Here is an 11,992-nt window from a genome sequence, read left to right as displayed (position 1 = left end):
CTCAGGACCGGATTAGAATCAATGTCATGCGCTTGTACAACCAATTTTTGTGCCGGACAGCCGTGCGACAAGCGCGGCCATGACGCTGAAAACTCTCTGCTCGTTAACCCGAATTCGGAGCCCTGTCGGCTCGCGCAGGGCGATCGGGTGAAGGACTATCGTCTGACGCGCGGCCCTTCGACGAACGCGGGCCCTCGATGCGCCGGCCGGAAGGAACCGGCAAGCTTCGAGCCGCGCCCGCCAGCTGAAATTTTGCGCCGACGCGACCTCGCCCCTATCTCTCCCATTCAGAGGCTCCGACGACAGGGTGAGACATGTGGCGGCGCTTGGAATCCCCGGATGCGGCTTTGGGCCGGCTCCCCGACGCGGCCTATGTCGAGCTCGTCGACGTGGTGGTCCGGCCGATTTTGCCGGTTGCGTTCATAGGCCTCGCATCGACCAGCGTCGGCCTGCTGCTCACATCCCGCAAGCAGGATTTGGGCATTCTCGTCCTCACCCTGCTCGCTGCGTTCGCCATCGCGCTGTGCATCGCCATCACCCTGGCCTATCGACGCGCCGCGAAGGAGCCGATCACGGCGCTGCAGGCGCGGCGATGGGAGCGCATGCATGATTGCGCCATTTACGCCTTCGCCGCGCTGCTCGGAGCGCTGAACGCGCGCGCGCTCACCATCGGCCATCCGCCCGACTCGGCGCTCGTGCCGATGCTGACCTCTGGCCTCGCTTTCGTCTTCGGCGGCGGCGCGAGCTCGAATGTGGCCTTTCGGCCCATGTTCTGCCGGATCGCCCTCGCACTGGCCACGGTCCCGACGGTGGCCGGGTTCCTCTATCGCGCGCCCGGGGCCACGGACCCTCATGTCGTCGCCGCCTTCATCCTGGAAGCCGTGCTGCTGACCGGCTTCGCCTTCGCCGTCGTGCATTGGGCGAGCCGCAATTACGAGACCACCCGCCGTCAGGTCGTCGCCAAGCTGGACCATGCGGCGATGGCGCGCCGCGACGAGCTCACCGGCCTCGCCAATCGCGTCCGCCTGCGCGAGCGCTTCGAGGACGCGGTCGCGGCGCTGCCCGCGGAGGGGACGGCGTTGGCGATCCATTGTCTCGACCTCGACCGGTTCAAGGAGGTCAATGATCGTTACGGCCATCTCTTCGGCGACGCGCTGTTGCGCGCCGCGACCGCACGCCTGCTCGGCGCGCTGCGCAGCGAGGATATGGCGGCGCGCCTCGGGGGCGACGAGTTCCTGGTCATCCAGAGCGGCATCGCGCATGAGGACGAAGCGCGGCTGCTCGCGCATCGCATCATTCGCGTCCTCTCCGCGCCCTATGAAATCGAAGGGCGGGAAATCCGCATCGGAGCCAGCATCGGCGTCGCGCTGGCGCCGCGCGACGGCCTCGCCCTGGACGTCTTGTGCGCCCGCGCCGACGCCGCGCTGTATCGCGCCAAGCGCGACAATCGTGGCGGCGTGTCGTTTTGGGGAGACCCGCCGCCCGCTTCCCTGATGCAGTCGTGACATTGCGCCACCGAGGCGACAGGGGCGCATCGACATTGGCGCGCGCCGCGGCGCCGTTTTCATCGGCATGGCGCGCCGTCCCCGGATGCGCCCTGCGGCAATTTCCGGCAAAGCGCGGCGCTCGCAGGCCCGCGCGATTGACAGGCCGCGCCGGCCATAAGCTAATCCCGCCGCGCGCCCGTCGCGCGACATCCTCGTGAGGCCGAGCAAGCTCCCGTGTCGATCAAGGTCGCCCTGCACCACGTCACCCATTACAAATATGATCGGCCGGTCGCGCTCGGGCCGCAGGTCGTGCGTCTGCGGCCGGCGCCGCATTGCCGCACGCGGGTGCCGAGCTATTCGCTGAAGATTTTGCCCGCTGGCCATTTCATCAATTGGCAGCAGGACCCGCACGGAAATTGGCTGGCGCGGCTGGTCTTCCCGGAGAAGGCCGAAGAGTTCCGCATCGAGGTCGATCTCCACGCCGAGATCGCCGTCTACAATCCCTTCGACTTCTTCATGGAGCCCTTCGCCGAGCAATTTCCTTTCGCCTATCCGCAGGAGCTCGAGGCCGAGCTCGCCTCCTGCCGCGAAGTGGAGGGGCTGGGGCCGCTCTCCAACGCTTTTGTCGAGAGCGTGCGGCCCAGCGCGCCGCTGCGCACGGTCGATTATCTCGTCGAGCTCAACGCCCGCCTGCAGCGCGACATTCGCTATGTGATCCGCATGGAGCCCGGCGTGCAGGCGCCGGACGAGACGCTGGCGCTGGGCACGGGCTCTTGCCGCGACTCGGCCTGGCTGCTGGTGCAGGTTCTGCGCAGCCTCGGCCTCGCGGCGCGCTTCGTCTCCGGCTATCTCATCCAGCTGAAGGCCGACGTCGATCCGATCGAGGGGCCGACGGGAACCGATCACGACTTCACCGATCTGCACGCCTGGGCGGAGGTCTATATTCCCGGCACCGGCTGGATCGGGCTCGACGCCACTTCCGGCCTTTTCTGCGGCGAGGGCCATCTGCCCTTGTGCAGCGCGCCGCATTATCGCTCCTGCGCCCCGATCACCGGAATCGTCGAGCCGGCGGAGGTGGAGTTCGGCTTCGAGATGCGCGTCGAGCGCATTCGCGAGGCGCCGCGCATCACCGCGCCCTTCTCGGACGAATCCTGGGCGCGGCTCGACGCGCTCGGCGAGCAGGTCGACGCCGATCTCGCGGCGCATGACGTGCGGCTCACCATGGGCGGCGAGCCGACCTTCGTCTCGATCGACGATTTCCAATCGGCCGAGTGGAACACCGCCGCCGTCGGCCCCACCAAGCGCGCGCGCGCCGACGATCTGGTGCGGCGGCTGCAGCAGCGCTTCGCGCGCGGCGGGTTTCTGCATTACGGCCAGGGCAAATGGTATCCGGGCGAGAGCCTGCCGCGCTGGGCCTTCGCGCTCTATTGGCGCAAGGACGGCCAGCCCATCTGGCGCGATCCCGAGCTCGTCACCCGCATCGGCGCGCCGAGCGTCCCCACCGCGGAGGACGGCGAGCGCTTCATCGGCGATCTCTCCGAGCGCCTCGGCCTCGGCCCGCGCTATGTGATCCCGGCCTATGAGGACTCGGCGCATTGGCTGCTGAAGGAGGGCTCGCTCCCGATCAATGTCGATCCGCTCGATTCGAAGATCGACGACGCCGAGGAGCGGGCGCGCATGCTGCGCGCCTTCGAGCGCGGCCTGTCGCGGCCGACCGGCTTCGTGCTGCCGGTGCAGCGCTGGAATGCGCTCGCGGAGCGGCGCTGGGTGTCGGAGCGCTGGCCGCTGCGGCGCGGCAAGCTCTTCCTCATGCCCGGCGATTCGCCGATCGGCCTGCGCCTGCCGATCAATTCGCTGCCGTGGATTCCGGCGGCCTCCTATCCCTATTCCTGGCAGCAGGACCCGACCGAGATCCGCCGGCCGCTGCCGGACCCCTTCCATCTGCAGCAAATCTACGAAACCAATGCGCTCTCCACGCCGCCGGATGTGAGTCCGCAATTAGAGGTCGAAGGCGCGGTGCGAACCGCGCTCGCCGTCGAGCCGCGCAATGGCGCGCTCTGCGTGTTCATGCCGCCGGTCCCGACGCTCGAGGATTATCTCGAGCTGCTGACGGCGGTCGAGACCACCGCCAAGGCGCAGGGCCTGCCCATTCACATCGAAGGCTATCCGCCGCCGGTCGATCCGCGCCTCGAGGTGATCAAGGTGACCCCCGACCCCGGCGTCATCGAAGTCAATGTCCATCCGGCCGATTCCTGGCGCGACGCCGTGGCGACGACGTCCGGCCTCTACGAGGACGCGCGCAACGCGCGGCTCACCGCCGATAAATTCATGGTCGATGGCCGCCAGACCGGCTCGGGCGGCGGCAATCATGTCGTGCTCGGCGGCCGGACGCCCTTCGACTCGCCTTTCCTGCGCCGGCCGGACCTCTTGAAGAGCCTGATCCTCTATTGGCAGCGACATCCGGCGCTCTCTTATCTCTTCTCCGGCCTCTTCATCGGCCCGACCAGCCAGTCGCCGCGCGTCGACGAGGCGCGGCACGATTCGCTCTATGAGCTCGAGATCGCCATCGCCAATGTGCCGGAGGCGGGGACGACGGGCTTCCCGCCCTGGCTCGTCGACCGCCTGTTCCGCAATCTTCTGGTTGACGTCACCGGCAACACGCATCGCGCGGAAATCTGCATCGACAAGCTCTATTCGCCGGACGGACCGACCGGTCGACTCGGCCTCGTCGAATTCCGCGGCTTCGAGATGCCGCCCGACGCGCGCATGAGCCTCGCGCAGCAATTGCTGCTGCGCGCCCTCGTCGCCTGGTTCTGGCGCGAGCCGCAGCAGGGCGCGCTCATTCGCTGGGGCACGGCCTTGCACGACCGCTTCATGCTGCCGCATTTCGTCTGGCGCGATTTCCTCGACGTGCTCGGCGATCTGCAGCGCGCCGGCTATCCGTTCGAGCCCGAATGGTTCGAGGCGCAGCGCGAGTTCCGCTTCCCGCTCGCCGGCCGCGTCGAGCATGGCGGCGTGCAGCTCGAAGTGCGTCAGGCGCTGGAGCCCTGGCATGTGATGGGCGAGGAGGGCGCGGCCGGCGGCACGGTTCGCTTCGTCGATTCATCGGTGGAGCGCGTCGAGGTGAAGGCGGAGGGCTTCGTGCCGGGCCGGCATGTGATCGCCTGCAACGGCCGCCGCGTGCCGATGTCGAGCGCCGGCGCCTCCGGCCTCGCGGTCGGCGGCGTGCGCTACAAGGCGTGGCAGCCGGCGTCGGGCCTGCACCCGAACATCGCGGCCCATTCGCCGCTCACCTTCGACATTATAGATTCATGGAGCGAGCGCTCGCTCGGCGGCTGCGTCTATCACACGGCGCATCCGGGCGGTCGCAACTATGATACGTTTCCGGTAAATTCGCATGAGGCGGAGGCCCGCAGGCTCTCGCGGTTCCAGGATCACGGCCACACGCCCGGCCGGGTGCGGCCGCCGCGCGAGGAGCCGGCGGGCGAATTCCCGCTGACCTTGGATCTGCGGAGGATCTGTGCCGGCTGAACGTCCGATCGACCCGAGCGGCGAGGCGTCGCGTCGCGTCGCCTCCTGGCTCGAGCGCTATGCGCCGCCTGCCGGCGTGCCGGACGAGCTGGTCGGGCTGGACGGGCGCGTGCGCGCGCATTGGAAACGGCTGCTCGACACTCTGGCCGGCCTCGGCCGCGACGACATCGACGATCGCTTCGCCGCCGCCGGCCGGCGCATTCGCGACATGGGCGTCTCCTATCGCGTGCTCGGCGAGAGCAAGGAGCGCAGCTGGCCGCTGAGCCGGCTGCCGCTGCTGCTGCCGCAGGCCGAATGGCGCGAGATCGAGGCCGGCGTCGCTCAGCGCGCCGAGCTGCTCGATCGCGTGCTGCGCGACGTCTATGGCGAGGGCCGCCTCGTGAAGGAGGGCGCGCTGCCGGCCGCCGTCGTCGCCGGCTCGCCCGAATATATCCGCCCCATGGCCGGCGTCGCGCCGCCGGGCGGGCGCTGGCTGCGCTTCTACGCCGCCGACATCGGCCGTGGGCCGGACGGGCGCTGGTGGGTGCTCGGCGATCGCGCCCAGGCGCCTTCGGGCGCCGGCTATGCGCTCGAGAACCGGCTGGTCCTCGCCCGCACCTTCCCGCGCCTCTACCGCGATATGAAGGTGCAGCGCCTCGCGCCCTTCTTCCGCGATTTTCGCGCCGGCCTCGCCAAGGCGGCGCAGCAGAAGGACCCGCGCATCTGCCTGCTGACGCCGGGGCCGTTCAGCGAAACCTATTCCGAGCAGGTCAATCTCGCCCGCTATCTCGGCCTGCTGCTGGTCGAGGGGGCCGATCTCGTCACCAGCGAGCGCAAGCTGCATGTCCGCACCATCGCCGGGCTGAAGCGCGTCGACGTCGTGTGGCGGCGCGTCGACGCCGATTGGTGCGATCCGCTGGAGCTGAACGCCGCCTCGCAGCTCGGCGTGCCGGGCCTCCTCGACGCCATCCGCGACGGCAATGTCACGCTCGCCAACATGCCCGGCGCCGGCCTCGTCGAATCGCGGGCGCTGCTCGGCTTTTTGCCGGCGCTGGCCCGCCGCCTGCTCGGCGAGGACCTGCGGCTCGCCAATATCGCCACCTGGTGGTGCGGGCAGGACGCCGCGCGCGACGAGGTGCTGGCGGAGCTCGACGAGCGCGCCGTCGCCCCCGCCTTCGGCGACCATCTCGCCGGCTTCCCCGGCAAGCGCGTCGCCCTGGGCGGCGAGTTCGATGCGGCCGAGCGCGCGCGGCTCGCCGATCTCATGCGCGCGCGCGGCATGGATTATGTCGGCCAGGAGGTCGTGCAATTGTCGACGACGCCGGTGTGGAGCGAGGGCGGTCTCGCGCCGCGCCCTTTCGCGCTGCGCGTCTTCGCCGCCGCGACGGCCGAGGGCTGGCGGGTGATGCCCGGCGGCTTCTGCCGCGTGTCGGACCGGCTCGACGTGCGCGCCATCACCATGGGCGCGGGCGCGCAATCGGCGGACGTCTGGGTGCTGGCGGATCGGCCGATCGACAATGCCTCCCTGCTGCCGACCAGCGACGACATCGAGATCGTGCGCATGGTCGGCGATCTGCCGAGCCGCGCCGCGGATAATCTCTTCTGGATGGGCCGTTATATCGAGCGCGCCGAGGCGACCTTGCGCCTCGTGCGCTGCCTCTGCAACCGCCTCACCGAGGCGGACGCGCCCAATTACAGCGGCCGCCAGCCGATCGAGCGGCTGGAGCGCATCCTGCTCGCCTGGGGCGCCGCGCCCGCCAAGACGCCGCGCCTCGCGGCGGCCGAGCTGGCGCAGGCGGCGGCCGGCGGCTCGGAGGCGCCGGGCTCGGCGCTCAGTGTCGCGCGGGCGGCGCGCCAGGCCGCCTCCATCATCCGCGAGCGTTTGTCTCAGGACATTTGGCAGCTGATCAACCGGCTCGAGAGCCGGCTGCAGGATCTCGGGAGCGGGCTCTGCTCGGAGCCGGAGCTGCTCGAGACCGCGGAGCAGTCGCTGCATATCGTCGCCGCACTCTCAGGCCTCATCGACGAAAACGTCAATCGCGTCGCCGGCTGGTCCTTTCTCGATCTCGGCAAGCGCGTCGAGCGCGCCATCAACGCCTGCCGCTTCGCGAGGGCCTTCGCCGATGAGGGCGCGACCATCGACAGCCTCGACACTTTGCTCGAGCTCATCGATTCGCAGATCACCTATCGCTCGCGCTATCTCGCCGGCGCGGCGCTGGCGCCGGCGCTCGACATGGCCATGCTCGATCCCTACAACCCGCGCTCGGTGTGCTTCCAGGTGACGCGCATCGACGAGCATCTTGCCGGTTTGCCGATCCTGCGTCATGACGGGCTGATGGAGCAGCCGCGGCGGCTCTCGGTCAAATTGCGCGCCGAGATCGAGGTGGAGGACGCCGTGATGCTCGATGCGACGCGCATCTTCGCCGTCGAGCAGCGCCTCATGAATCTTGCGGACGCGCTCGCCGGCCGCTACTTCCTGCAAGGCTCCGACGCCGCGCATTTCGAAGAGCCGATCCGTCTCGCGTGATCTACGACATCACCCATGTGACCACCTACAGCTATGAGGCGCCGGTCGCCTCGGCGCGCTGCGCCTTGCGGCTGCTGCCGCGTAGCGACGGCGGCCAGAGCGTGCTGTCCGGCCGCATCGATGTGACGCCGGCTGCGGGCGACTGGCGCGAGCGCGTGGACTTCTATGGCAATCGCGTCGCCGAGGCGCGCATCGACGCGCCGCATGTGAAGCTCGGCATCGCCATGAGGGCCAGGGTGCGCGTCGAGCGGCCGGCGCCGCCGGCCGAGACGGCGACGCCCTGCTGGGAGAATGTGCGCTCCGCCGCCGTCGGCGCCGCCTCGCTCGACTCTCATGCGCCTGCCCATTGGCTCTATCCGAGCCGCCTCGCTCCGCTCCATGAGCCGGCGACCGCCTATGCGCGCGAAAGCTTTGCGCCCGGCCGGCCGATTCTCGAGGGCGCGGCGGAGCTGATGCGGCGCATCAAGGCGGATTTCGTCTATGATCCGAGCGCGACCCATGTCGCTTTGCCGCTCGCCCGCGCCTTTCAGATGCGCAGCGGCGTCTGCCAGGATTTCACTCACATCATGATCGCCGGCCTGCGCGGGCTCGGGCTGCCGGCCGCCTATGTCAGCGGCTATATCCGCACCATTCCGCCGCCGGGATGCGCGCCGCTGGAAGGCGCGGACGCCTCGCACGCCTGGATGTCGCTCTGGTGCGGCGAGCCGCACGGCTGGATCGATCTCGATCCGACCAACGCGATTCTCGTCGAGAACGACCATGTCGTCATCGCCGTCGGTCGCGACTATGCCGACGTCTCGCCGATCGACGGGGTGATTTTCAGCGCCGGCCGCCAGAAGCTCGATGTGAGCGTCAGCGTCACGCCCGTCGACTCGTCGGCCGCGCGTTAGGCGGCGATCCGCCCCTCGGCGCGCCGCCTCGCGCAAGAGGATGCAATTTATACGCGAGCGAATTGCCATCCGTCACGAATAAGTATATTTACTATGCAACTAATAGTTGAATGATTTCGACAGCCGGTGCCTCGACATGCGTCGTCTTGTCCTCGTCGCGTTCCTTCTCTCTCTCACGCTGCTCACGCAGGCGAGCCGCGCCTCTGTCCTCAGGGCCGTATCCACACATGCGCTGGTCGCCGCGTCGCTGTGCAGCGACGCCGAGGGGGACGGGCCGGCCGATGGCTCGCGTGGCTGCTGCGACGATTGTCTGCTGTGTCAGCCGTGCTCCGATCAGCCGTCCCACCCGACGAGCGCCGAACGGCCACTCACATCTCACAGCCCCCCCGGCCGCCGCCCGGCTCCATGCGCGGCGCGACGCGCTTCGGCCGACGCTGTTTGCGAATCCCACCGCGCCCGCGCCCCGCCGGCCTGACCTCTCCCCATTCGTTCCGACGCATCGAGCCGAACCTCCCTCGCCGCCGATTCCGTGTGGCGAGACGGCCCGGCTCGTCCATGACGCCGGCCTGCGCGGCCGAGGGAGACGCACATGTTCATCGCTGTATTTTCAGCCGGGGCGAACCGCCGCTCGATCGGTTTCTCCGAACACGCGGCGCGCGCCGCAAGCCGGCCTCGCCGCAAAGGAGGCCGCTGATGCGCTTTTCGAGCGACGCGGTCGATCGGCTGTATCGACGCCACAACCGTGCATTGCAGGGTCTCGCGCGCCGCCATGTCGGCCGGGAGGACGCCGAAGACGTCGTTCAGGAGGCGTATCTGCGCCTCCTCGAGCTCGAGAACGCCGGCCGCATCGCCGACGCGCGCGGCTATCTCTATCGCATCGCCGGCAATGTGGCGTTGGATCTCCTGCGCAAGCGCAAGACGCGCTCCGCCTGCCTCGTCGAGGATGTGGAGTTCGAGGCCGTCTCCGGCGGCGAAACGCCTTTCGCGACCGCTGTCGAGGAGGCCATTCTGGTTCGCAGCCTGCAGGCCTCGCTCGCGCAGCTGCCGCCCGGATGCTGCGAGACCTTTCTGCTCAGCCGCCTCTATGGCTTGACCTTCCCGGAGATCGCCCGGCGTCTGGGCATTTCGCTGCGCACGGTCAATCGCCACATCAGCCGCACGGTCGATCATCTCCAGGCGGCGCTCGACGGCGCCGCCGACGCGCCCGACGGCGCGAAGACCGCGCGCGTCGCCTCGGCCCGGGCGCGGCCGCGGGCCGAGCTGCGGCTCTGAGCCGCGGTCCGGCCGCGCGCCTATGAGATCGAAGGAAAGCCGGACGGGGCCGGTGGGAACTCGTCACTGGACTTGCTCCGGCTCTTTACCCAAACTGCGCGGGCCATTTTGCGATTCCGCGCCCCTGGGGCGCCCGACCCGATTGGACGCTCCCGTGCCGCTCGCGCACCCCTTCATCGTCGCTCGCGATCCCGAAAGCCCCCCGGCGGGGCTCGACGGCGCGGTGGTGGCGCTCGGCAATTTCGACGGACTGCACCGCGGCCACAGGGGCGTCATCGCCCATGCCCAGGCGCTGGCGCGGCGCCTCGGCAAGCCCTGCGCCCTGCTCACCTTCGAGCCGCATCCGGCCGATGTCTTCGCCGGCCGCTCGGTGATCTTCCGCCTGACTCCGCCCGACGCCAAGGCGGCGCTGCTGGCGCGCCTCGGCCTCGACGGCATGATCATTCTGACCTTCGACAGAGACTTCGCCGCGCGACCGCCGCGCGAGTTCACCGAAGAGATTCTCGTCGGCCGTCTCGGCGTTTCGGCGGCCGTGGCGGGCTATGATTTCTGTTTCGGGGCCAAGCGCGCCGGCAATCCCGAGTTTTTGCGCGCCGAAGGCGAACGGCTGGGCTTCGCCGTCGAGATCGTGCCGCGCATCACTCGGGACGAGGCGGGCAGCCTCGAGGCGGTCTCCTCCACGGCGACGCGCGAAGCGCTGCAGGCCGGCGAGGTCGAGCTGGCCGCGCGCCTGCTCGGCCATCCCTATTTCGTCGAGGGCGTGGTGCGGGAAGGCCGCAAGCTCGGCCGCACGCTCGGCTTTCCGACCGCCAATATCGCGCTCGACCCGTCGAGCCAGCTGCGTCACGGCATTTATGCGGTGACGCTCGAGGCCGACGGCGTGCTGCACGACGGCGTCGCCAATTTCGGCCGGCGGCCCACGGTGGAGGAGGAGGGCGCGCCGCTGCTCGAGGTCTTCGTCTTCGACTTCGACGGCGATCTCTACGGCAAGACGGTGGAGGTCGCCTTCATCGGCTTCATCCGCGGCGAGGCGAAATTCCCCTCGCTCGACGCGCTCACGGCGCAGATGCGCGACGACGCGCGAAAGGCGCGCGAGATTCTGGCCCGCCGCCCGCGCTGAGCGTCACGCCCGGAGCAGCGCGCAGAGAATTTCGGCGAATTCCTCGGCGAGCGGCCCCTGCGCCGGCGCGCGGCCCGCGCGCGCATACCAATAGCGGGCGTTGCCGAGATCGCCCTCCTCGCGATGCAGATAGGCGTGTGTCCACATGGAGAGGGCGTCGTCGCGGGCGCCGACGCATTCATGCGCGAGATTCCACTCGCCGCGGGCGTCGCGCCAGAGCGCGAGCAGCGGCGGCTCCAGCGCCGGCGGCGTGGCGGCGGCGAGAGAGGCCTCGAATTCTTCCGGCGTCATGCGCCGCCTCCGATGTCACGAGCCCGATCAGGCCGCCCGAGCTTCGAGCCGTTCGCCGAATTCGCAGCGAATGACGAAAATCGCAGTGGAGGGATGGTGCTGCAAGAGAGGATTGAACTCTCGACCTCTCCCTTACCAAGGGAGTGCTCTACCACTGAGCTACTGCAGCATCCGTTTCCGCGCCGGGGAGGCCGGCGCAATTCGGCCGCGCGAAACGAAAAGGGTCGACGCGGCTCGTCGGCCTTGTGCCACAGGGCCGTCGCATAGGCAAGACGCACTATGCGCGCCTTTGCGCGAGATGCTGCTCGATCGCCGCCAGGGTCTCGGCGAGGGCGCGGCGGAGCGCGTCGAGCGGCGGCGCGCCCTCGCCCCCGCTCGCCAGCGCGGCCTCGCAGGCGTCCGCCGCGCCCGCCACGGCGAAAGCACCGATCGCGGCGGCCGAGCCCTTCAGCGTATGGACGAGCTCGCGCCGCTTGCGGTCGTCCGGCGCGGCGTCCAGCTGCACGCAGATATTCCGGGCCTGTCCGCCGAACAGGGCCAGCAGCTCCTGCGCGAGCTCCTCGTCTCCCGCCGTCGCCCCGGCGAGATGCGCAAAATCGACGCTCGAGGCGGGCGGCGGATCGCCCTCGCGGCTCCTGTCGTTCACGCCTGTCTCCCCGTCCGGCGCGCATGCTTCGGCGCGTATTTTTTTGTGGATTCGCCGCGCCGGCGCGACATGCGGCATTCCTCTGTCTCGCCGCCCGCAAAGGGGCAGCGTATCCTTAGTCGAATCAATTTCGTGTGCAAAGTCTTCGATCGGCTCGACCGCGGCTGCAGCGGCGCTCGTCGCGGCGACGACCCGACGGCGCCGCCGCCGCCGCTGTCGCGCCCGCGTTAACGACGATTCGGATCGCTT

At 69.4% G+C, this 11,992-nt stretch carries 8 protein-coding genes and 1 tRNA gene; 6 read left to right on the top strand and 3 right to left on the bottom strand.

Features of this window, described 5'->3' with window-relative positions:
- Positions 1-314: 314 nt before the first annotated feature.
- The 6 genes from K3F48_RS14075 (at position 315) to K3F48_RS14050 (ending at position 10,806) form a co-directional block, all read left to right on the top strand.
- Positions 315-1,505: a GGDEF domain-containing protein gene (locus tag K3F48_RS14075; protein ID WP_222576068.1), complete on the top strand. Its 1,191-nt coding sequence runs from the start codon at positions 315-317 to the stop codon at positions 1,503-1,505.
- A 216-nt stretch (positions 1,506-1,721) separates the two neighbouring features.
- Complete coding sequence (locus K3F48_RS14070) at positions 1,722-5,018, top strand: transglutaminase family protein (protein ID WP_222576067.1); 3,297 nt, start codon at positions 1,722-1,724, stop codon at positions 5,016-5,018.
- A complete protein-coding gene (locus K3F48_RS14065) occupies positions 5,008-7,524 on the top strand; it encodes a circularly permuted type 2 ATP-grasp protein (RefSeq protein ID WP_222576066.1) in 2,517 nt (838 codons plus the stop codon). Before K3F48_RS14070 ends, K3F48_RS14065 begins: the two co-directional genes overlap by 11 nt.
- The gene (locus tag K3F48_RS14060; protein WP_222576065.1) at positions 7,521-8,414 is read left to right on the top strand and encodes a transglutaminase family protein; all 894 of its coding nucleotides are present in this window, start codon (positions 7,521-7,523) and stop codon (positions 8,412-8,414) included. The genes K3F48_RS14065 and K3F48_RS14060 overlap by 4 nt, the downstream gene beginning before the upstream one ends.
- A 693-nt stretch (positions 8,415-9,107) precedes the next feature.
- Positions 9,108-9,686 carry an RNA polymerase sigma factor gene (locus tag K3F48_RS14055; protein ID WP_222576064.1) on the top strand — a complete coding sequence of 193 codons (579 nt, stop codon included), beginning with the start codon at positions 9,108-9,110 and terminating at the stop codon, positions 9,684-9,686.
- A gap of 142 nt (positions 9,687-9,828) precedes the next feature.
- Positions 9,829-10,806 (top strand): bifunctional riboflavin kinase/FAD synthetase, encoded by a 978-nt coding sequence (locus tag K3F48_RS14050; protein ID WP_222576063.1) that lies wholly within the window; start codon positions 9,829-9,831, stop codon positions 10,804-10,806.
- Positions 10,807-10,809: 3 nt separating this feature from the next.
- Here the strand turns inward: K3F48_RS14050 and K3F48_RS14045 are convergent, their stop codons facing one another.
- The 3 genes from K3F48_RS14045 to K3F48_RS14035 form a co-directional block, all read right to left on the bottom strand.
- Positions 10,810-11,097 carry a hypothetical protein gene (locus tag K3F48_RS14045; RefSeq protein ID WP_222576062.1) on the bottom strand — a complete coding sequence of 96 codons (288 nt, stop codon included), beginning with the start codon at positions 11,095-11,097 and terminating at the stop codon, positions 10,810-10,812.
- 94 nt (positions 11,098-11,191) lie between these two features.
- A tRNA-Thr gene (locus tag K3F48_RS14040) sits at positions 11,192-11,266 on the bottom strand.
- Positions 11,267-11,374: 108 nt separating this feature from the next.
- The gene (locus K3F48_RS14035; protein ID WP_370631422.1) at positions 11,375-11,743 is read right to left on the bottom strand and encodes an Hpt domain-containing protein; all 369 of its coding nucleotides are present in this window, start codon (positions 11,741-11,743) and stop codon (positions 11,375-11,377) included.
- Positions 11,744-11,992: the final 249 nt, after the last annotated feature.

The organism is Methylosinus sp. Sm6 (assembly GCF_019802345.1).
GTDB lineage: Bacteria > Pseudomonadota > Alphaproteobacteria > Rhizobiales > Beijerinckiaceae > Methylosinus.
This window is presented reverse-complemented; position numbering and strand designations above follow the sequence as displayed.